A 22236-nucleotide genomic window follows, 5' to 3' on the forward strand; every position below is an offset into this window, starting at 1 on the left:
AATATCACAATAGAAAGCCCCTTTTCCTTCGGAAAAGGGGCTTTTTTCAAACAAACAACAATTATTTGGTCACAGCTTTTGCCGTCACCAGGGTTTCAAGAAACAGTTTTCGCGATTCTCCAGTCAGCTGATAGTAATCCTCTGAAACTTCTGTCTCAACCCGCGTCACTTTTGCTGCACCTTGCTCCAGCGCTTTCTCGCGTGCCCGCTCCTCAGCAACTTTCTTCGCCGCTGAAAGTGCTTCGTCGTATTCTTCAAAGGTCATCGTTTTACTGCCGCCAGTGACTCGATAAACGCCCAGTGCCGGCTGAATGTGCACAGTATATTCAGCGACTACACGGCCAACTGCTGCGCCGATAGCATTAGCAACTTTAGCATATTCCGGCACATCCGCCGAAACACCAAAGAGCGCTGCTACCTCCGGTAAGAAAATTCTAGTCGGTGCACCAATTCCAATAAAGTCTATCTGAGATTTAAAATCCGGTCGCATGAACTTTGCACCACTCTGTCTCTGTTTAAAGATATAGGCCGCCAACTTTTCAACGGCTGCCTCATCTTCGGCAGAAAGCTTGCCGTCTGTCTCATATTTCATAAAAATACCGGTAAGGCTGCTGTAAAGTCTTGCTTTCGCCAAGTCATAAATTTCCCTGCAAACTGTATCAAAATCTTTTTTCGTTGCTTTGCAGAGATATATCACACCCTGTTTTGCCGCTTCCACATCGTAAGCATCATAATCGCCGCAAATATGCATAACGTCAGTCGGTGTTACACCGCACCTGATGATTACGCCTTCATCCTCAAGACGCTTGCTTCTAAACACATAGGGGCTCACCCCTACTGCTTCTGCTGCTTCACTGAACATCAAAGGCTGTACTGCCAGCGCTTCAATCAGCTTCTGCTCGTTAGCGGTATACTTTTCCATATTCTTAGGCCGATTTACCAGCATAAAAAACTGATTGGCAGGATAGCTGTAGGTAGCAAAACCAGCATTAAGCTCCGTCAGCTTTTCCCGAACCCTTGGAAACTGGGCTGCTGCCATGGAAAGAGGTACAATACGTCGTTTCTCCAGATAAAGGCTGTTGTCTTCGTATTCCACCGCACTATCGCCACCCAACGCAAAGGTATCAATGGTGACCCCTTTAACCATAGTCTTCCAAGGTCCGATAGAAATACCTGCATCACTTGTCACTGGCACTCGATTTTTTAAAAGGGCAACATCACTGGTAGTCCCGCCCATGTCCACAATCAAGGCATCTTTTTTGTCAGAAAGCTCCATAGCCCCGATAATGCTGGCAGCAGGACCGCAGAGCAAAGTTTCTACCGGCCTTCCCATAGCATAGTCTCTGCTCATAATATTGCCGTCACTTTTGACGACCTGAATCGGCAGTGACAGCCCCAGCTCCGCCAGAGATTGGTCAATGGAGTCAAAGAAATTCTCCATAACAGGAATCAATCTGGCATTGAGCAGTGCTGTCGCTGCTCGCTTCTGTACGTTCAGTTCCTGATAAAGATTGTATCCACGCACACAAGGAACAGAAAGCACTTCACCAATAATCGCTTCTGCCTCCTTTTCAAACTGGCCGTCATTGTATTTGGCGTTCATCTGCACAATTGCGACACTGTCAAACTCACGAAAGGTTTCTTTGACAGTCTCTCGAAAAGTCTCCCAGTCCGGAAGAGGCGTTCCTTTATCAACAGTGGCAGCATCTCCTTCTAAAAAGCAAATTTCTGAAACCGGCGGAAGCCCATAGGTTCCCTGCATCCTCGCAATCATCTGTGGTTTTACACCGATCAGCACCAGTTTAGCACGACCGCCCTTGCCTTCGACACAGGCATTTGTTGCAAGAGTCGTAGATAGAGACAGATACTCCGCCTGTTTAACGAGATTTTCATCCAGACCTCTCAGCGCTTTCAAAATGCCCTCTTTTAAATCTCCTTTCGTCGTCAGCGTCTTGCTGAAAGACAATACCTGATTTCCGTCGGTATTCAAAACTACTGCATCGGTACAGGTACCGCCGGTATCAATGCCAATTCCAATCATGCTATACTCCTTTACTTTTCGGAAACAAAATTTATACTCTGGCTTTCTCACGAATACTGAGCATTCTCTCATCAGTTTGGGAAATCGTATCCGCACACTGTTTCAGTTCCTCAATAATTTCATCTTGATTCGGAATATCCTGCTTGTACTTAATCCTGTGTTCCAAGGTAGCCCAAAAGTCCATCGCTACTGTCCGAATCTGTATTTCAACCCGCATAGGTCTTTTTTCGTTGGAGAAAAAAACAGGCACTTCCACAATCATATGGTAGCTTCGGTAGCCGTTTGGCTTTGGATTCTTGATATAGTCCTTAATCTGAATGACCTTTAAATCATCCTGCGCCTTCAGCATGTCCGCCACATTATAGATATCGTCGAGAAAGGAGCAAATCACTCTGATTCCTGCAACATCATTTAAGTTTTCTTCAATGGATTGCAGCGATACCGGAAATCCCTGTCTCTGCAGCTTTTCTAAAATACTGAATGTCTTTTTTCGTCTTGCAGTAATGGATGAAATCGGGCTCTGCTGTGCCAGCGAAAGCTCATCGTTTAGAATCTGCAGCTTTGTCCTAACCTCTCTAATCGCAGAATCATAACGCATCATCAAAATATCATACTCCTGCAGCACTTTCTTCGGATCGCCGTCATGAGCTGCAAGCAATTCATCCATCAATACCTTTGTGTTTTCTTCATTCATGTCTTTACCCCTATTCTACAATAAACTGTCCTATCTTTTCTATTACTGCCTCTCCTGTATCCTCTTTTCCTCCGTTGTGAATTTCGTGACAATACCCCGTCCACTCCACATAAGTAAAGTTTTCTCGCTGAGAAAGTCTCGCAGCAAGCCTTCTGCTTCCCTCCACGTCGCAGATTTTATCTGCGTCACCGTGCATCAAAAGAAAAGGTTTATCCGCTGCTCCTCCATTATCTGGGTGACTCCCCTTATAAATGGCAGTACCAATATCAAAACCGTCCACAGCACAACGCAGAGAAATTCTGGAATGTACCAACGGATCCTTCTTAAAAGGTTTTACATAGTCTGGATTCCCAAGATCCTTCTCATCGATATTCTGACTGATAGTCGCTTTCGGCGCTATCTTTGCGGCAGTACGAATCAACGGAAGCAGTGGTCCGGGCACAGACATCACCAGCTTAATCCACGGCGCAGAAATAATATATTTCGCGGGAATGTAATTTTTGCTTCCGCGCATCATATAGTCAAGACCGATATTTCCTCCCATACTGTGTCCATAAAGCGTGATAGGAAGCCCTGGATAAAGTGTCTTCGCCCGCATAATCAACGCATCCACATCGGCAAGTACTTCTCTTCTCGGCGCAGTATCACCACGCACACCACTTGAAATACCATGACCTCGTAAATCCATAGACACGATAGCTATCCCCTTTTCTGCTAAAATCCGTGCCATTCTCTTATAACGACCTGCATGCTCTCCGATTCCGTGAATCAGGCAAAGCACATGAGACGGATTCTCACAGGAAAAATGATATCCTGTCACCGCCTTATCTCTCTCTGGAAATGCAAAATTTTCGTACATGATTTACGCTCCTTTACAAAAAAGTATCAAAATCCTACAAAAAAGTGTCAAAATCCGACATCCCCCTTGTTTTTTTGAAAAAAATCGTCTACAGTAGCTTTGTAAGCTGCACTTTGCCTCGTGCTTTAGAAGGAGGCGTTAGCATGATACAAAAATACTGTTCCCTCTGCGGAAACATCTATCACAACACAACATTTAAAGGCGGATATGTGTGTGAAGATTGTGTTAAATACATCAAATGTAACCAAAAACTTTAGATTAGCTGACGTACAAGTTCCACTCTTACCGCAAAATATCGCAGTTTGATTTCAAACACGAACGAAAGGCACATCTGGCTGGGCGCAAGCTTACAAGGCTGACTGCCGCAAGGCACTCAGCCTTTCTTCCTCTTTTTCCCATACCTGTATCCGGCCTTCTTTTTAGTCTCCATTCTTTCTCTGTTAATCCGCTTTCGGGTCTTCGCTTTCATAATTGAATAGCCAAACTTACCCAAAGGCTCCTTTTTCAGACCAAAGTATTCACCGTGACTATAGCACAGAAGTCCTGCCCGCTCCAGACACAGCTTTCCCTTTTCATCGAAAAGCGCTTCCTCTGCATGAACACCTACAATCTCTGCAATGAACATATCGTGAGTCGGATATTCCTTTACCTCCACCACTTTACATTCCAGATTCACAGGCGACTGCTCTATCATCGGACAAGACACATGGTCCGCCGCTGTCAAAGAAATTTCCATCTCCAAAGCCTTGTTCACATCGCGCCCCGATTTGACACCGCAAAAGTCTGTCGTCTTCGCAAGTTCCTCTGTCGTTAAGTTTATGACAAATTCGCCAGATTCAGAAATCAAATGGTGGGAATATCTGGACTTCCGCACTGACACATAAGTCATTGGCGGATCCGAATTAATAATCCCTGTCCATGCGATGGTTATAATGTTTGTCGCAAGACTGTCACCGCAAGTTACTAATACCGCCGGTACTGGATTTAGCATAGTTCCGGGCTTCATTGAAATTTTTGCCATTTTCTATTCCTTTCTCAATTTGGCGAGTAACTCTTCAAAGTACCTGGGAAGAGAACTTTCAAACTCCATATACTCTCCCGTCCTGGGATGCACAAATCCTAACACCTTAGCATGAAGCACCTGTCCACTGCAATCAGGTGGAAGCTTGACTGCACTTTTCCTCGGTCCGTATACCATATCCCCTGCCAAGGGATGCTTAATATGCGCCATATGAACCCTTATCTGATGAGTTCGTCCCGTTTCTAGTCTGGCCTCAATTAGCGTGAAATTTCCAAAACGTTCCAGTACCTTGTAGTGCGTAATTGCCCTCTTTCCGTGGTCCAAATCGGTCACCGCCTGTCTGAGACGATTTGCCGGGTCTCTGCCGATAGGAGCCTCCACTGTCCCCTCATCTTCTTTTATGTTATGATACACCAGTGCCTGATAGGCTCTGGTGATAGTATGGTCTGCTAACTGCTTTGACAGGGACTCGTGAGCAGCATCATTTTTGGCAATCATCAAAAGTCCGCTGGTGTCCTTATCTATCCTGTGCACGATACCCGGTCTTACAACCCCATTAATTGATGATAGCCTGTCCCCACAGTGAAACATAATTCCGTTAACCAAAGTTCCCGTATAATTGCCTACAGCCGGATGAACTACCATGCCCTTTGGCTTATTGACAACTAGAACATCTTCATCTTCATAAACTATGTCCAGAGGAATATCCTCAGCGCAAATGTCCAGTTTTGTCGGCTCCGGTATAGCAATTTTAATTCTATCGCCAAACTTTACTTTATATTTTTTTGAAATGCAGATTTCTCCGTTTACCGAGATATTGCCTTTCTCAAAAAGCTTCTGAATAAAACTCCTCGACATTCCCGAAAGTACCTGCGCACACGCAGAATCAATTCGACTGCCCTGCAGCTTTTCTTCTATATCAAACTCGTATTGGATTTTTTCTTCCATCTTCTTTCTCACGACTTCCTGCTCTTTAATTTGTCTCCAGCCAGCACATATAATACCAATACGCCGCACCCCACTGTCACACCAATATCCGCAATATTGAACACCGGCGGGAAAATAGAGAAATCCAGCATATCCGTCACATAGCCCAAAGCTATGCGGTCAATCAAATTGCCGATGCCTCCTGCCAGAATCATGCTCCACGCAAGGTATAAACTGAAATGTTCTCCTTTTTTTCTATGAAGAATCACAATGGCTGCGATTACTACCAATAGCGGAATCAAGATTAAAATCACTTTTTGACCGCTGAACATGCTAAAAGCAGCACCTCGGTTCTGAATATACGTCAATCTAAAAAAATCCCCAACAACACTGACAGACTCTCCCAGATACATTCGGGTACGTACCAGCAGCTTGCAAAGCTGATCTGCTATAACAAGCAAGCAGGCTAATATATAATATCTCATGACAAATTACGGGGCAACACATGTGCCCCGCCTCCTAATTCTTACTTATTTGATGACTCTGGTTTTAAACATGTCACTGTTTACCTGGGTCGTTTCTTCATTTCGCCTGCTCTGCAGGTCTTCCATCAGCATCTCTTCTAAAGATTTCTCACCGCCGATTACCATGGTATCTCTGGAATCCATCTTGGAACGCACCTGTGTTTTCTGCAAAGGTGTCATTGCTGGTTCCGGATTACTCTGCATTGGTGACTGCGCTGGTCTTGCCGGTGCTTTCGGGGCAATTGTCTCCTCCATTGAAGCAGGCATAAACTCTCTTTCAAGCTCCGCAAAAAGTTCTTCGCTGGAGCCTTCAATCTGGCTAAGCTGATCTTCAAGAAGCTTTCTGTAGCGTTCTCTGAATGTACTTAGTCTGTATTTAAGTTTCTCACCCTCTTCAGTCAGCTTGGACACAGAGTCTCGTGCTTCTCTCTGAATGGTCTCAGCATCCAGCTGCGCATTTCTGATGATAATCTCTGCTCTCTTTTCTGCGCTCTCAGAGATATCGTTCATCAGTTTTTTAGCAGACTCCAAAGTATTCAGGACAGATGTCTCTGAACGTTTATACTGACTTAAATCTGCTTCTAAGCTCTTGATGGTCTTCTGCTGCCGTGCGTTTTCGTCCATCAGCTGCTGCAAGTCAAGGATAATCATATCCAGAAATTCATCGACTTCCTCTGCATTATATCCTCTCATTGATTTAGAAAATTCTTTTGTTTCGATTTCCTGTGGAGTAATCATATCTCTACCTCCCGATTTTTCTTAAAGAACGATTAATACCAGTTTCACTAGAAGATTTGCTACAATCTCGATGAGAAAGAACGCTAGAAGCACAGAAAAATCCAGCATGCCTGTGTTGATATTCAGCTTATAAAGAAGCTGTCTGCAAGGATTTACAATAGGCTCCGTCAGCTTAGTTAAAAACTGATAAATCTTTCCTACGGCTGAATAAGGATTTGTTGCAAACCAACTCAGCAGTGCTCTTACGACAAGAGCCATAGTTAAAATCTGTGCAAACCAGTAAATTGCTCTTATTAAAACAATAGCCAAATTTATTTACCTCCAGGGACTCTTTTCTTCCGCACCAAACTCAAAGGCGGTTCTATCATCAGAAGCGGCGGAAATACCTACGTTTTCTGGAGCAAAGATAAAAATATTGTTTGCTACTTTCTGCACATTTCCGTTAAGGGCATAAGTTGCACCACTCATAAAATCGAAAATCTTTCTTGCAACTTCTGTCTCTAATTTCTCTAAATTGATAATAATAGGTCTTCTGCCTTTCAGGCTGTCCACAAGTTTCGGACATTCTTCAAAAGCTTTTGGTTCGATGAGAACCAGTTTAAATGCGCTGGTACCTGTTACAGAGAAGCGCTTTTCGCTTGGTTTGGATTGAGAAACGCTCGACTTCTTCTCTGGCAGCACTGTTGTCTCACTTACAAAGGAACGTCTTGGCTCCTTTGCAAGCTTTTCTTTCGCTGCATTAACTTCTTCTTCTGTAATCATTTCATCGTCATCTAATTCTTCGATTCCGATTACCTTCTTGATTGAATCTGCAAAACCCATATTGTTTTCCTCCTAAATTATATTTGTTTTATTATTTTTCTTCACTTCGATAGTCACGATACCCGAAAATGGCAGTCCCGACTCTGATTAAATTCGAACCCTCTTCTATGGCTACTTCAAAGTCATTGGTCATGCCCATAGACAAATACTGGAAGTCAATTCTCCCTTCCTGGCTACCTGCGTACTTATCATAAATTTGCTTTACTTCTGAAAAGTATGCCCTTGCATCATTTGGATCCTCTTCATAAGGGGCAATACACATCAGGCCCCTAATTCTGATATTCGGGCACTGATTAGCAATGTCTAGAATCAACTGATCCGTTTCTTCGGTAGTGATGCCAAATTTGGATTCTTCTTCGGCAGAGTTGACCTGTACTAGAATATCCATAGTCAAATTGTGCTGCGCTGCCCGCTTGTCAATTTCTCTGGCAAGCTTTAGTGAATCCACGGAATGAATCATGGACACCTTATCAATAATATATTTTACTTTATTTGTCTGTAAATGTCCAATCAAATGCCAGCGAACAGGTTTTACTTTTTCATATTTGTCCATGATTTCCTGAACTTTATTCTCACCGATATCTGTAATACCTGCATCGATAGCCTCATTGATTTCGTCTGCTCCATGCAGCTTGGTAACTGCCACCAGCAGCACATCACTTCCACTTCTGCCGGATTTTTCGGCCGCAGCTGTCTTCAGCTCCTGAATATACTCGATATTTGACTTGATCGACATATTTTAAGCACCTGCCTTTGTTTAAGTTTTTTAATTTTTTGGCTCTTTCAGCACTTCATCGTAGATTTCTACAGTATCGTACCGTTTGCCTGTTTCTGCGTCGTCAAAGAATGTGTCAGCTACCAGTGAGCGAACACCGTCAGTCGCATACACTTTTATTGGCACAAAGTCAGAGCCGCTGGTCTTCTTTTTAACAAAAACCCCCAGCTGTCCATTTTCCTTGGTGATGCTGCTGTTTTCGACAAGAAGCCCTCTCTCCTCATAAGTAACCAGTGTCACCGGACATGCACGCATCTGCATGTATTTTTCGTAGTAATTGCTGCATGCCAATATAACTCTGGTATGTTCGCCATCTACATCTGCTGTTACGCTGTGCACCTCTGCGTCTACAGTTCCATCTTCAAATTCGACTATGACATCTTGTCCGGTTTTGTAACGTGCCCCATGGTCTTTAGGTACGAAAGTCACGATATACCACTTAGTTCTATCAACAACTTTAAAAACCGGCTCTCCTCTTACAACTGTATCTCTTTGCAAGTTCTGCACGCTGTCCTGACTCAACTTGCTGTAGTAGCTATATCCGCCGTTTTTCATATTGTTCGGGCGAATACGTCTTTCGTAGCCATCGGCGTAATAGCTGATAACGCCGCCCTTTGTAGCCGCATAATCACTGGTGAGAATTGCATCGTCTCCCAGCCTGTCCACAATCTGCGAAAACTTATCATCAATTTCACCATCCGCCCCTCCGGTTATTTCCATCACTGTAGTGCCTTTGCGCACCAAGGTGCCGTTATCAATATACCGATTGGCGGTACCTGTTGTCCCTGCGGTATAAACCTGTTCGTTGCGAACCAGATATCCGGTCACCTCATCGGCGACCTTAAGCTCGCCGTATTCAACGATATAAGAAGACACCAGCGCCCCTGTTACTGATGGTACAATGTAGATAATCACATACAGCAAAATCAGCGCCAGCATAAATAATACAATTGGACTTTTTCTAATCTTTTTCATAAAAATATTTTACATCATTTCAGTATTTTTTCCAATACCTTTCGTTCATCTTTTGTCAAATCTTCACGGTTTCTCACAAATTTTTCAAATAAATCGGGACGAACTTCCTTTGTCAGCCGGAGCGCCTCTTCAAATCTCCACAAATCGATTAATTTGTGATTGCCGCTGAGTAAAATTTCCGGCACCTCCATGCCTCGATAGTCTCTCGGTTTGGTATACTGGGGATACTCTAAAAGCCCGCTGTAAATAGATTCTTCTGTTGCGGATCCTTCCCGTGGTAAAACACCCGGTACCAGTCTGGCGACAGAATCCATCAGCACCATAGCTGCCAGTTCCCCACCAGTCAGTACATAATCACCGATAGAAACCTCCTCCATCTGCCAGTAATCCAGCACCCGCTGGTCGACTCCCTCGTAATGACCGCAAAGGATGGTAATTTCTTTTTCAGCTGCAAGTTCTTCAATTTTTGTCTGATCCAGCACCTTGCCGCGAGGCGACATGTAGAGCAGCTTCTTTTTGTCTCTATCTTTATCTGCGTCGATATGTTCTAATGCGCCAAAGATGGGGTCTGCCAGCATCAGAAGCCCTGGACCTCCGCCGAAGGTATAATCATCTGCTTTCTTATGCTTATCCTGACTGAAATCACGGATATTGATGAACCGAAATTCCAAAATACCCTTTTCGCAGGCTCTTCCAAGTATGCTTCCCGTTACAGCAGAAAACATTTCAGGAAACAGCGTCAATACATTGATTTTCATTACGGAATCATCCCCTCTATCAGATGTACAGAAATAACGCCCTCTTTCAGATTCACTTCCTTGATGAACTCGCTGACCGCTGGAATCATAATCTGACCGCCGCCGGCAAGCTCCACCACGTAGACATCCTGACTAGAAGGCTGCAGAACGTCCTTCAGCTTTCCCAGCTGCTTCCCACTGTCCGCATCCTCTACTGCAAGGCCTATCAAATCTCTTATATAAAAGGTATTCTCCGGCAGCTCTAACAGGTCATCTTCTGTGATATAAACGTCCTTTGTCTTCAGCGATTCGGCTGCGTTTCTGTCGTTTATACCAGAAAGCTTCAAAATCACCATGTGCTGCTGATACCTGACTTTTTCAATTTCATATTCTTTATCATCGACGATAATTCGAGTCAATTCCTCGTAGCGCTCTTTGTAACCGGAGTAATTATAGACTTTAACTTCTCCGCGAAGCGCTACCGCATTAACGACACGTCCGATTTTAATTTTTTCCATTTTTCTCCTAATACTATTTCAGGCACATGAAAATACCTGACAGGTAAATCCATGTGCCCGATTTTGTCAGCAATATTATTCGTCTTCTGAAACGATTTCTACTACTACTTTCTTGTTCTGCTTTGTGGCGGCAGCCTTGACAACAGTGCGGAGCGCCTTGGCAATTCTTCCCTGTTTGCCAATAATTTTCCCCATATCATCAGCTGCAACCTGAAGCTGCAAAACACTGCCCTGATCGTCCTTTGTTTCTGTCACTACAACAGAATCCGGATGTTCAACCAGCGATTTTGCAATTGATTCAACTAATTTAGTCACGTCGTCTCACCGCTTTCTTATTCAATGATGCCAGACTTCTTAAACAGGCCTTTTACAACATCTGTAGGCTGCGCACCGTTGGATAACCAAGTCTTTGCTTTTTCATCATCGATTTTGATTGTAGGTGGCTCTGTCAGAGGATTGTAGTAACCAATTTCTTCGATAAATTTACCGTCTCTAGCTCTGCGAGAGTCAGCAACAACCACTCTATAGAAAGGTTTCTTGTGTGCACCCATTCTCTTTAATCTGATTTTTACCATTTTCTGTTCCTCCTTTTATGATAATTCTTTTGCTTTTATGTCAGAGTTTAAAATAAACCTCTAAATAACTTATTTTTCTTCATGGCTTTCGGGTTTGAAAGCTGTTTTACCATCTTCTTCATTTCTTCGTAACGCTTAATCAGGTTGTTAATCTTGCTAACCGGCTGTCCGCAGCCTGCTGCAATTCTCTTTCTCCTGCTGGCGTTTAAAATATTTGGATTCTGTCTTTCCTCAATCGTCATAGACTGTATGATGGCTTCCATCTGACGGAATTCCTTCTCACTTTCTTCAAGGTCCACGCCTTTCATCTGAGCTGCACTTACACCCGGCATCATCTCCAAGATTTTGCCAATGCCGCCCATATTTTTAACCTGCCCCATCTGATCCAGAAAATCCTCTAAGGTAAACTGATTTTTCTTCAGTCTCTCTTCCAGTTTCTCAGCTTTTTCCTGGTCAAAAGCCTGCTCTGCTTTCTCAATAAGTGAAAGCATATCACCCATACCCAGAATTCGGCTCGCCATTCGTTCCGGATGGAACGGCTCCAGCGCGTCGAATTTTTCGCCCACGCCCATGAACTTAATCGGCTTGCCGGTTACTTTCTTTGCAGAAAGGGCTGCACCACCGCGAGAATCGCCATCCATCTTGGTCATGACAATTCCATCTACACCCAGCTTTTCGTTAAAACCTTCAGCTACGTTAACTGCATCCTGACCGGTCAGCGCATCTACTACCAGTAAAATCTCATGAGGTTTCACTTCGCCTTTGATGTCCACAAGCTCATCCATCAGCGCCTGGTCAATCTGCAGACGACCTGCGGTATCGACAATGAGGACATCGAAACCTTTTTTTTCGGCCTCTTTCTTTGCTGCCAGCGCAATCTTTGCAGGTTCCTTACTGTCACGCATGGTGAATACCGGCGTATTCACTGATTTTCCTACAACCTCCAGCTGGTCGATTGCGGCCGGTCTGTAAATGTCACATGCACACATCATCGGTTTTTTACCATGCTGTTTCAGATAGTTTGCCAGTTTTCCGCAGGTGGTAGTTTTACCCGTACCTTGCAGACCAACCATCATGATGGTAGTAAAACCCGATGGCGAATAGGTCAGCTTGCTGCCGGTTCCTCCCATCAGTTCCACAAGTTCCTGATTGACTATCTTAATAATCTGCTGCGCCGGCGTAAGACTTTCCAGCACTTCGGTGCCCAGACACTTTTCTTTTACATCGTTTACGAAGCCTTTTACAACCTTGAAGTTGACATCTGCCTCCAGCAGCGCCAGCTTCACTTCCCGCATTGCATCGTTTATATCAGCTTCTGTCAGGACTCCCTTGCCCTTCAGCTTCTTAAACGCATTCTGTAATTTATCCGATAAACTCTCAAATGCCATTTCTTAAGCATCCTCCAAACTGTTAATAACAGACTTAATCTCTTCTAATTTTTCAACCAAATCCGTCTGCTTCCGATACTTCACTGTCAAGTCACAAATCATCTGGTCAATACGGACGATTGCCTCGCTGGATCTCATAAATTTGCTAACCAGTCCCAGCTTATCCTCGTACTCTCTGAGGGATTTCTCCGCTGTCTTCAAGGAGTCGTAAACGGCAGCTCTCGATATGCCAAACTCCTCTGCAATCTCTGCTAATGAGAAATTTTCTTCATGATAAAGGCGCATTACATCCTGTTTGCGCTTTGTAAGAAGCTGTCCGTAAAAATCATATAAAAGACTAGCTTCTGTAATCTTATCTATCATTCCTTCCCCTCTTTTTGAGATGAAAATCCAGTCAAATGTCAAGGCTGATTCCTTAACACCGTATTACTTTACCATATCAGGCACCGGGTGTCAAGGGTTTTTCCTTGACATTAAATTTTATTTTTTGCCCCTAGACATCTACATGCTGCAGTCTCTACGCCGCTGCGCCGAACCACAAGTCCAGCGTTCTTTCAATCATCAGAGAATCAATGTGATTCTCCGCATCGTCAAAGGTCAAAATCAGGTTTACACCTGGAACTATACCATCTCTAATATAGTCTGCAATACGAAAAAGCGCCTGTTTTAGATACTCCATATCTGTAATCAGTCCAAGGTGTTCCCAGTAGATGATTCTTCCTGTTCTCGGGTCTATAACTTTAAAGTCTGGTGCTTTCTTATACCCATTAATATATGTAACTTCTTCATAGCGATACTGCAGGCCTCGTGCTGCTACTGCATTGGCAATAATAACCTCTGATTTAGAGCGCACTTTATCGCCTTTTTTTGTAGAATTCAAAAGGTTCTCCGACCTGCTTGTTGACTTTACGTAAAACTCACTTCCCCATCTATCCAAGTTAAATACCCCCGCTGTATCAAAGCAAGACTGTGGCAAACTTTGATATGCCTTCGGAAACTGTTTCTGCAAAACATTGGGGTCAATGGACTGATAACCATTTAAAAACTTTTCCATCAAGGAAATATTAGACTCCATCGCCTGAATCGCTTTACGCAGGTAATACTTCTTCTGTAGAAGCTGCACCTGTGGATTAATTTCCTTTCCCAAGTACACACTTCTCTTTTTTCCGCGGAAGTTAATAACCTTCGTATAATACTTTACTCCGTTTTTCTCACTGGCATATAAAGAGCCCTTCGGCAATTTTTTCAATTGCTCTTTATACCGCTTCAATGTATTTTTTTGTAAATTCAAATCTCGCTTCACACATTCCTGACTATTAAACAACACATTACAACACCTCTCTTTCAAAGAAAAAATATTTTTGCAGAACTCCTCCCTTTATTTTAGAAAAAAATGTAATACAAACTCCTTAACTTCTTAAAATTCCTTTCTCAAATGATAAATACTGCTCCTGAGCTTTGACCACTTCTACTTTTTGCCAAGAAAGGACGAAGTTCTCGTCTTCTTAAAAGAAAAATCCCGATATAAATCAGTTATTAGTCAATTTAACATATCGATTTTCCTTTTTTTGATTCTTATTTTACTTTTTTCTGTAAAACGATTTTTAATTTCGAAAATGTATGCAACTCTATTTTCATTATAAAGAATTCCGACATATTTTTCAACCATTTTTTTACATATTTTACATATTTTTTATCATTATCACATTCCGCTTGTTGACGCATACCCCAAACTACGTTATAATTTCTGTTAGACTAGAAGAGAAAGGATACTTCCCTTCATGATTTACGATTGTATTATTGTCGGAGCTGGCGCATCAGGCCTGTTCTGCAGTGCCGCTTTTCCCACTGAAATAAACGGCCTGATTTTAGAAAAGACAAAAAAGCCCGGCACCAAACTGTTGATGAGCGGCGCTGGTCAGTGCAACATTACCCATAGCGGCTCCATCAAAAACTTTATTTCCATGTACGGAAAAAACGGCAGCAAAATCAGAAGCTGCCTTTATAAATACAATAACCTGCATCTGCAGGATTTTTTGTGTAAAAACGATGTGCCCACCTGGGAACGGGAAGATGGAAAAATCTTTCCAAAATCTATGAGCGCAAAAGACATTCGCGATATGCTGCTTCGCAAAGGCCGTGAAAACGGATTTTCTATCCTGTACAATTCATCGGTTACTTCTATTGTACAGCATAACAGTTTATGGCAGGTCTGCACAAATGCAGATTCTTACCTGTGTAAAAATCTGGTAATTGCTGCCGGTGGTTGCTCTTTCCCTCAAACCGGCTCTGATGGATCCATATTTAAAGTGTTGACAGAAAACCAAAAAGAAGATCAGCCGCGTCTTGATTTAGCACCCTTGCGCCCTGCTCTGACACCGGTCAATGTCGCTTCCTATCCCTACAGCAATTTATCTGGAATTTCCTTTAAAAATGCTGGTCTTTCCATCTGGCGAAATGGAAAGCTCTGTACGCGTGGAAACGGACCGCTGCTTTTCACTCATGAAAATTTTTCCGGTCCTTTAATTTTAAATTTTTCCAAAGTTATCACAAAAAACGACAAAATTGTGTTAAACTATTTATATCCAAGTGAAAAAACTGAGATTCTGGATAAAATAAATTATGTAATGCAAAACCGCAACAAACAGCTTATTCATTTGCTTGCAAATGAACTAAAGCTGCCAAAAAGTTTTTTGAAAGAGGTCATCGCTGTGACCTGTGAGAAACCCAAAGCCATTGCAGAAAAGCTTACTGCAGACACTTTTACAGTCACCTCACCGGGAGGTTACCAAAAAGCCATGGTTACAGCAGGTGGCATTGCCCTTTCAGAAATAAACTGTAAAACCATGGAATGTAGCCGTTATCCAGGTCTTTTTATCATAGGTGAAGTCCTTGATATCGACGGTGCAACAGGAGGCTACAACTTACAATTCGCTTATTCCTCCGCCTGCGCCGCTTCTAATACAATCAATTACACCCTGGAAAATCAGCTATTAAAGCTTAATAAGATTTAAAGGAGGAAAAATTGAAAACATTTAAGAAAAAACAACCTTTTTTACTCATTGTCATTTTAATATTTTCACTAATTCTAACCTTCCTTTTCCCAACCAGTGGATTCGCCGCAGCAAAAGACACTGTAGAAAAGCCACATACCTCAAAATCCTTTCAATCCAGCGCCACTATGGAAAATGATTACTGTAAAGCAACGGTCAAAGGGAAAAAAATGATTATAGAATTCAAAACCATGCTGCCTGCAGTACAATTTCGCATCGCACTTTATGGGGTCGTTCCTAAAAGATGTTTTACAAATTTGGATACCTTCACTGCAGCCCAAAATGTGGATCAAACAGCAAGTGGTCAACCTATTTATGGTTTTACACAAACCATCGACTTTTCTAAAAAGAAAATTAAAGATGGACAATATTTCCTATATATCTCCCGCATTCAAGATGAAAACGACGTTTATGAAAGGCATCCGAACAATGGCGGTTTATATAGAAATCTGGTTTTTAATCTAACCAAGGGAACGCCTGAGATTTATAGATACGATGATATTATGGTCGAAAATCAACGTATAAAAGATATCGGTGCCTCCTATCAGACAGACTGGTACTTAGATGAAACTCTGTCAGATATCAGGTTTACACTAAAAATCCCATCAACCAACGTCTATAAGGAAATGACGCCATACAAAATTCATTTTATGCGCGAAATGTCGGATCTGATCACCGCAGATGCCATCAGCGATTATGACAAACTGCTGAAAATTTACGAATATGTGGCAGGAGAATTCTACTATGATACTATTGCTTATATCACACATTCGTTCCAATATGCAAATCCTTATGACAATTTATATAATCATGTCAACAAAATTCCTAGTGCAAACAGTGACAATCAGGGGCGTGTAGCCACCACCTGTCAAGGATATGCTGCCATCTTCCTTTCTCTGGCAAGAGCACAAGGCATTCCGACTAGATTCGTTTTTGGTCACAGAGCTTCCTCTCCTCTCAATAACTGGGAAACTGAACAGAACATTGGAAAAAAAGATCATTGGTGGGTAGAGTCATATGTAGACGGTAGATGGATTTTCATCGACCCAACTATCGGCACAAGTAACAAGTACAACAAAAACACCGGAGAATGGCAGTATTATGGATTATGTAGCTATACTTTTTTTGATCCCTCCGATGAGCAGATTGCAGTTTCTCATATTTATCACAACATCTATCCCGAGAAACGATTTGGATATCTGATTACCGATCAATATGAAATTAGTAAACTTGCTGCATTTTTGAATGCAAAAACCGGTAATCTATCGAATGGGAAAATCATGAACAGTAACTATACACAGTGGGATAAAACTACTTGGGGAGATGGTTTTAAAGCCAATTTCATGACCAACGCCTACGGAAAAACATCTCAAATTCAATGGAGTAATAAAGGTTTTCAGGGAAGCGCTGATTTCTCTGGTTTCAAAGAGCTAAAACTATTTTCCATGCATCATAATAAACTGGAGCATGTAGATTTAAGCAACTGTCCGAATCTTGAAACTATACGACTTTATAACAACAATCTCAAATCTATAAGCCTAGAAAATACAAAACAGTTGAAAACTGCCAATATTACAACAGATAACAGGCTCAAAGATGCTCGATTATATGCAAATCACAAAAATATTCATATTTATGCTGGCAACAACGGTGCCTTTCAGCTAAAGTATGATGCTAAAAATACAAAAAAATTAGAAGTGATTTTCAAGGCTGACATCGGATATAAAGCCAGCGGAATTTATAACGGAGGTGGCAAAAAGCTAACCTCAAATTCATCTGGCTACTGTACGAATCCTGATTTTCATAATTATGAAATCAGATTTGAGTTGAATCCAAACAGCTATTGCTATTATTTATATGAGGGTAGAAACGATGCCATATACTTTTCATACATTCAAGCAGTACAAAAACGCCTTAAAGAACTAGATTACTACAACGGCTCCATTGATGGCATTTATAGTGCTGCTCTAACCGAAGCAGTAGAAAACTTCCAACATGTCAATGGAATTACAACCACTGGAAAAATCGGTATTAATACTTGGCGTGTTCTATTTAATATCAGCGCTAAAAAAATGCCGACTGATAAAATCATGGAACAGATTAAGGCGATCCACAATCAGCATATTATTGGCGAAATCGCACAAGTTAAAGGCAAAAAAGATAAGGTTGTTTTAACTTGGCAACTGAAAAAGCCGATTAACATAAAACCAGACAGCTATCAGATCTGGAAATCTACCAAATTTGACTCTGGCTACCGCAAGCTTGGTTCTACCGAAAAGTGCAGATTCATTAATGCCTCCAACCTGAAAAAGGGGTACAGATATTATTACAAGATTCGAGGTCTCAAAGACATTAATGGCAAAGACTACCATACCCAGTGGGAATATTTAGACATTAAAATATTATCTAAGATTAGTAAGCCAGCAACACCTTCAAACCCCGATGGAGAAAAAGTTTAGGTTCTGGAAACCAAAATAACTGAATAGTCGAGAGTTTGAAAAAAGTCCGTAAAAAACGCAAAAGAAAATCCTTCTATAGTAAAATCAAAGTAGCCATAGGAGGATTTTTTATGGCAAACAAAAAGATGTACACCAGATAAAATCACTGAATGAAAACAAGAAAAATATCATAGCCGCTTTGATTGATGGATATGACATCAAAACAGCTGACGGTATCCAGGAAGCACTCAAAGACCTTCCTGGAGGAATTATCAACTCCATGATGTAAGCTGAAAATGAAAAGCTAGGTACAAAATTGGGACGTGCTGACACCGATATTCAAGTTTTCATCTGATGTACGCAAGGTCACTTACACGACCAATGTCATTGAGAGCCTAAACAGCATGTACAAGAAGCTGAACCAGCAAAGGAGCGTATTTCCTAATGACAAAGCGCTGCTAAAAACACTGTACTTGCGACTCTTCAGGCGACGAAGAAATGGACACATCCACTTAGGAACTGGGGCAAGATATATGGTGGGTTTACCATCATATACAAGGATCGAATGCCTATTTAGAAATCTATTCATATATGGTATAAGGGCTCCCTCTTGCGAAGGAGTCCTTGACATACTGCTCATCATAGATTATATTAATTACAGTCAAATTTCATTGAATTTTCAATGTTTTATCATAGCTAAATTACCATAGTAGGCATTTTACAAACTTTTTTTCACACACTCGCAAAGCTAAATACATATAGGCTTCTTTTTTATTTTACACTATCCTTCTATTTCTTCGCAGTCATCTAAATCGATTGGAACTATAATATTCGAAGCATCTTCAAGGTGTTCTTCGGCTACGTAAAGGTCAATACCACGTGCACTGTTAATACCCATGACAATCTCCACGTAGTTTCCACCGCCTTCATACCTGCGAATGCAAACTATCTCTTCACTGCGAAGCTTGGACTCCAGAAGGTCTGCTTCCAGATTATCCTCAGCGGTGCAAAGATATACGCCGCCTCTCCATGTATCGCTTATATCTTTTTTATACATGATTAAATCGCCTTCGTTTTAATTTCTTCTACCAGCTTTGCAACAAATTCATCAGCGGCCATCTCGCCCAGATCACCCACCTTGGTGGAGCGAACAGATAAGCTGCCAGCTTCTGCTTCTCTCTCGCCAATGACGCAGATATAGGAAACTCTCTCGTTTCTGGCTTCTCTCAGCTTATAGCCAATTTTTTCGTTTCTGAGATCGAGTTCTACACGCAGACCCGCTTCCTCACACTTTACAGCGATTTCTTTTGCATAATCAGAAAAGGCTTCTGCTACTGTCAAAAGTTTTACCTGCACTGGCGCAAGCCACAGCGGGAATTTTCCAGCAAAGTGTTCAGTCAGAATACCGATGAAACGCTCGATAGAGCCAAAGATGACTCTGTGTATCATAATCGGTCTGTGTTTTTCATTGTCGGAACCTACGTAAGTCAGGTCGAATCTCTGCGGCAGCTGCATATCTAACTGAATAGTACCGCACTGCCAGGTTCTTCCAATTGAATCTTCCAGATGGAAATCCAACTTCGGACCATAAAATGCACCGTCTCCTTCATTGACTACGTATGGCACGCCAACCTCTGCAATCGCCTCACGAAGCGCATCTTCCGCAGTCGCCCATTCCTCATCGGTTCCCATAGAATCCTCGGGACGAGTAGATAATTCTACGTGATATTTGAAACCGAACATACTGTAAATATCATCAATAAACTTTGCAACGCCTACGATTTCATCCTTTACCTGTTCTGGCAGCATGAAAATGTGGGAATCGTCCTGTGTAAAGGTACGTACGCGCATCAATCCGTGCAGCGCACCGGAAAGTTCGTGTCTGTGCACCTGACCCAGTTCTCCCATTCTAATCGGGAAATCTCTGTAGGACCACATTTTTCTCTTATAGCAAAGCAAGGAACCCGGACAGTTCATCGGCTTAATCGCATAATCCTGCTCATCAATCTTAGTAAAGTACATATTATCTTTATAGTGATCCCAGTGACCGGAAGTTCTCCACAGCTGTTCATTTAAGATCAGCGGTGTCTTGATTTCTACATAGCCTCTCTTGCGATGTTCTGCACGCCAGAAATTTTCCAGCTCGTTTCTGATGATCATGCCTTTTGGCATGAAGAACGGAAATCCCGGACCTTCCTCAAAGAGGGCGAATAAATCCATCTCTTTTCCAATTTTTCTATGGTCTCTCTTCTTTGCCTCTTCCAGTCTGTTGATGTATTCGTCCAGTTCTTCCTGCGTCGGGAAACAAGTTCCGTAAATTCTCTGCAGCATTTTGTTGTGCTCATCACCTCGCCAGTAGGCACCTGCCACGCTCATCAGCTTCACAGCTTTGATCTGACCGGTGGACTCCATATGTGGTCCTGCACAAAGGTCGACAAAGTCGCCCTGCTGATAGAAGGAGATTACCTCATCTTCCGGTAAATCCTGAATCAGTTCTACCTTGTAGTCCTCATCTCTATCTGCCATATACTTGATAGCTTCTTCTCTAGGAAGCTCAAATCTTTCCAGCTTGTAGTTAGCCTGAATGACTTTTTTCATCTCTTTTTGGATTTTTAAAAGATCTTGATCATTGAGTTTATGTTCCATATCAAAGTCATAGTAAAATCCATTGTCAATAGCAGGTCCAATTGCCAGCTTTGCATCAGGCCATAGTTTTTTCACTGCCTGTGCCATGATGTGAGATGTCGTATGTCTATACCGAAGCTTGATCTCTTCGTCTTCAAAATTAATTTTCTCTTTTGCCATTTCTCTATCCTTCTTTCTATATATCATTTATGATTGTGAACTGTCTGTACCCGGATCCGGCGTCGGCGTCGGCTCTGGTTCTGGCGTTGGCTCAGGATCCGGTGTCGGTTCCGGCTCTGGCGTTGGCTCAGGATCCGGTGTCGGTTCCGGCTCTGGATCTGGTTTCGGTTTCTGTGACGGCTTTGGATTCGGCGTTGTCGCAGGTTCTGGATCCGGTTCCTGTGAAGCACCGCCTGTATCAATCGGTTTCTGGTTGGTTACAGATGAACTGATATTGCTGATAATTGTAGCACTGATATTCTCTACTGTATCTGACGGTACATAATCCTGCTGATTGAACATCTCCTGATGCAGCTTTGTGGTATTTTCCGCCAGATTATCCGGGAAAACATAGGATATACCGTTCAGCAATCCGCCCGTCACATTATATGGCCATCCCGCACCACTTTTGATGTTAAAGTTTGCAAGACGCATAGCAAGTCCCAACATATCGTTGTTGGAAAGATTGGTCTGCACCTGCGGCAGCATCATATCCAAAAGATCGTCAAGTTTGCCGATATTCATTGTCTTTAATTTCTCAAAGACTTTGGTCAGAACAATTCTCATGCGTTCTGTACGCTTATAGTCATCACCCACACCTTTACGTATTCTTCCGTAAGAAACAGCCTGCACCCCTTCAATGGTCTGCTCACCAGCGCTTTCCACCAGTTTATAGGTCTTCTGACCAATATTGTTAGCAGTCTGTATAGTGTATTTATTGAGCTGCTGAATTTCCTCTTCCTGCACATCTACGGTAATACCTCCCACAGCATTCACAAGGTCGGATACAGCCTTAAAGTTCACGACAACAAACTTGCTGATATTCATATCCATAGCCTGATTCAGCGACTGAATCATCATAGCAGGTCCGCCGATTCTGTTGGCGTCTGTAATTTTCCCATAAGTATCTGTATTGCCAAACTTCAGGTAAGTATCACGATATACACTCATCAGTTTAACTTCACCAGTTTCTTCCTTTATGCTGAGAATCATAATCGCATCCGCGCCAGAGCCTTGAATATCTTCCATATCCCGGCTGTCGACTCCCAACAGCAGAATGTTGATGTAGCCATCCACATCTACGCAGGACAATTCTTTCTCATCAAGTTTTATGCGGTCAATTTTGTCCAGCTTTGAGACGACATAGCCGGCTACACATGATACAGTAACAAGTATCACGATTAATGCGATAAAAATCGCTTTCTGCCAACCCTTTAGCCTTCCAAACCATCTTCCGAACTTTTTAAAAATATTTCCTTCGTATTTGTTGTTATGCGAAAATATTTCATTTTTGCGTCTTGCCATGT

The 22236-nt window shown here is 42.4% G+C and carries 24 protein-coding genes; 3 read left to right on the forward strand and 21 right to left on the reverse strand.

Features of this window, described 5'->3' with window-relative positions; all coding sequences use genetic code 11:
- Positions 1-61: 61 nt before the first annotated feature.
- The 18 genes from D1151_RS05180 to D1151_RS05265 all read right to left on the reverse strand — a co-directional run bounded on the left by D1151_RS05180 (position 62) and on the right by D1151_RS05265 (position 13741).
- Positions 62-2041: a hydantoinase/oxoprolinase family protein gene (locus D1151_RS05180; protein ID WP_161908212.1), complete on the reverse strand. Its 1980-nt coding sequence runs from the start codon at positions 2039-2041 to the stop codon at positions 62-64.
- 31 nt (positions 2042-2072) lie between these two features.
- A complete protein-coding gene (locus D1151_RS05185; protein ID WP_160201242.1) occupies positions 2073-2735 on the reverse strand; it encodes a GTP pyrophosphokinase family protein in 663 nt (220 codons plus the stop codon).
- 10 nt (positions 2736-2745) lie between these two features.
- Positions 2746-3594: an alpha/beta fold hydrolase gene (locus tag D1151_RS05190; RefSeq protein ID WP_160201243.1), complete on the reverse strand. Its 849-nt coding sequence runs from the start codon at positions 3592-3594 to the stop codon at positions 2746-2748.
- A gap of 373 nt (positions 3595-3967) precedes the next feature.
- A complete protein-coding gene (locus tag D1151_RS05195; protein WP_160201244.1) occupies positions 3968-4615 on the reverse strand; it encodes a flavin reductase family protein in 648 nt (215 codons plus the stop codon).
- A gap of 3 nt (positions 4616-4618) precedes the next feature.
- Complete coding sequence (locus tag D1151_RS05200) at positions 4619-5563, reverse strand: RluA family pseudouridine synthase (RefSeq protein ID WP_160201309.1); 945 nt, start codon at positions 5561-5563, stop codon at positions 4619-4621.
- Between the two features lie 8 nt (positions 5564-5571).
- Positions 5572-6027 (reverse strand): signal peptidase II, encoded by a 456-nt coding sequence (gene lspA / locus D1151_RS05205; RefSeq protein ID WP_160201245.1) that lies wholly within the window; start codon positions 6025-6027, stop codon positions 5572-5574.
- A 45-nt stretch (positions 6028-6072) separates the two neighbouring features.
- On the reverse strand, positions 6073-6804 hold the full coding sequence (locus D1151_RS05210) for a DivIVA domain-containing protein (protein ID WP_161908213.1): 732 nt from the start codon (positions 6802-6804) through the stop codon (positions 6073-6075).
- Between the two features lie 21 nt (positions 6805-6825).
- On the reverse strand, positions 6826-7113 hold the full coding sequence (locus D1151_RS05215) for a YggT family protein (RefSeq protein WP_160201247.1): 288 nt from the start codon (positions 7111-7113) through the stop codon (positions 6826-6828).
- Between the two features lie 6 nt (positions 7114-7119).
- Positions 7120-7626 carry a cell division protein SepF gene (locus D1151_RS05220; protein WP_160201248.1) on the reverse strand — a complete coding sequence of 169 codons (507 nt, stop codon included), beginning with the start codon at positions 7624-7626 and terminating at the stop codon, positions 7120-7122.
- A 31-nt stretch (positions 7627-7657) separates the two neighbouring features.
- Positions 7658-8362: a YggS family pyridoxal phosphate-dependent enzyme gene (locus D1151_RS05225; RefSeq protein WP_160201249.1), complete on the reverse strand. Its 705-nt coding sequence runs from the start codon at positions 8360-8362 to the stop codon at positions 7658-7660.
- Positions 8363-8392: 30 nt separating this feature from the next.
- Entirely contained in the window at positions 8393-9376 is a 984-nt protein-coding gene (locus tag D1151_RS05230; RefSeq protein ID WP_160201250.1) for an HlyD family efflux transporter periplasmic adaptor subunit, read from the reverse strand.
- Between the two features lie 14 nt (positions 9377-9390).
- Entirely contained in the window at positions 9391-10134 is a 744-nt protein-coding gene (trmD, locus tag D1151_RS05235; protein WP_160201251.1) for a tRNA (guanosine(37)-N1)-methyltransferase TrmD, read from the reverse strand.
- Positions 10134-10631 (reverse strand): ribosome maturation factor RimM, encoded by a 498-nt coding sequence (gene rimM, locus D1151_RS05240; RefSeq protein WP_161908214.1) that lies wholly within the window; start codon positions 10629-10631, stop codon positions 10134-10136. Before rimM ends, trmD begins: the two co-directional genes overlap by 1 nt.
- Positions 10632-10706: 75 nt before the next feature.
- Entirely contained in the window at positions 10707-10946 is a 240-nt protein-coding gene (locus tag D1151_RS05245; protein WP_160201253.1) for a KH domain-containing protein, read from the reverse strand.
- A gap of 17 nt (positions 10947-10963) precedes the next feature.
- Entirely contained in the window at positions 10964-11206 is a 243-nt protein-coding gene (gene rpsP, locus D1151_RS05250) for a 30S ribosomal protein S16 (protein WP_160201254.1), read from the reverse strand.
- Positions 11207-11253: 47 nt separating this feature from the next.
- A complete protein-coding gene (gene ffh, locus D1151_RS05255) occupies positions 11254-12594 on the reverse strand; it encodes a signal recognition particle protein (RefSeq protein WP_160201255.1) in 1341 nt (446 codons plus the stop codon).
- 3 nt (positions 12595-12597) lie between these two features.
- Positions 12598-12957, reverse strand: a complete 360-nt coding sequence (gene ylxM / locus D1151_RS05260; RefSeq protein ID WP_201759528.1) for a YlxM family DNA-binding protein — start codon at positions 12955-12957, stop codon at positions 12598-12600.
- Positions 12958-13111: 154 nt separating this feature from the next.
- Positions 13112-13741 carry a hypothetical protein gene (locus D1151_RS05265; protein WP_161908215.1) on the reverse strand — a complete coding sequence of 210 codons (630 nt, stop codon included), beginning with the start codon at positions 13739-13741 and terminating at the stop codon, positions 13112-13114.
- A 634-nt stretch (positions 13742-14375) separates the two neighbouring features.
- Between D1151_RS05265 and D1151_RS05270 the strand changes: the two genes are divergently transcribed.
- The 3 genes from D1151_RS05270 to D1151_RS17240 all read left to right on the forward strand — a co-directional run bounded on the left by D1151_RS05270 (position 14376) and on the right by D1151_RS17240 (position 18795).
- Positions 14376-15608 (forward strand): aminoacetone oxidase family FAD-binding enzyme, encoded by a 1233-nt coding sequence (locus D1151_RS05270; protein WP_161908216.1) that lies wholly within the window; start codon positions 14376-14378, stop codon positions 15606-15608.
- An 11-nt stretch (positions 15609-15619) separates the two neighbouring features.
- Entirely contained in the window at positions 15620-18106 is a 2487-nt protein-coding gene (locus D1151_RS05275; RefSeq protein WP_160201258.1) for a transglutaminase domain-containing protein, read from the forward strand.
- Positions 18107-18408: 302 nt separating this feature from the next.
- Complete coding sequence (locus D1151_RS17240) at positions 18409-18795, forward strand: transposase (protein WP_334296734.1); 387 nt, start codon at positions 18409-18411, stop codon at positions 18793-18795.
- Between the two features lie 71 nt (positions 18796-18866).
- Here D1151_RS17240 and D1151_RS05285 read toward each other — a convergent pair whose 3' ends face one another.
- From D1151_RS05285 to D1151_RS05295, 3 genes are read right to left on the reverse strand one after another with little or no spacing between them, the layout of a single operon-like run.
- Positions 18867-19142 (reverse strand): DUF2007 domain-containing protein, encoded by a 276-nt coding sequence (locus D1151_RS05285; protein ID WP_161908217.1) that lies wholly within the window; start codon positions 19140-19142, stop codon positions 18867-18869.
- A 2-nt stretch (positions 19143-19144) separates the two neighbouring features.
- Positions 19145-20890 carry a threonine--tRNA ligase gene (gene thrS / locus D1151_RS05290; RefSeq protein ID WP_161908218.1) on the reverse strand — a complete coding sequence of 582 codons (1746 nt, stop codon included), beginning with the start codon at positions 20888-20890 and terminating at the stop codon, positions 19145-19147.
- 27 nt (positions 20891-20917) lie between these two features.
- The gene (locus D1151_RS05295; RefSeq protein ID WP_161908219.1) at positions 20918-22234 is read right to left on the reverse strand and encodes an LCP family protein; all 1317 of its coding nucleotides are present in this window, start codon (positions 22232-22234) and stop codon (positions 20918-20920) included.
- Positions 22235-22236: the final 2 nt, after the last annotated feature.

It is taken from the genome of Emergencia sp. 1XD21-10, from assembly GCF_009936045.1.
Taxonomy (GTDB): domain Bacteria; phylum Bacillota; class Clostridia; order Peptostreptococcales; family Anaerovoracaceae; genus Senimuribacter; species Senimuribacter intestinalis.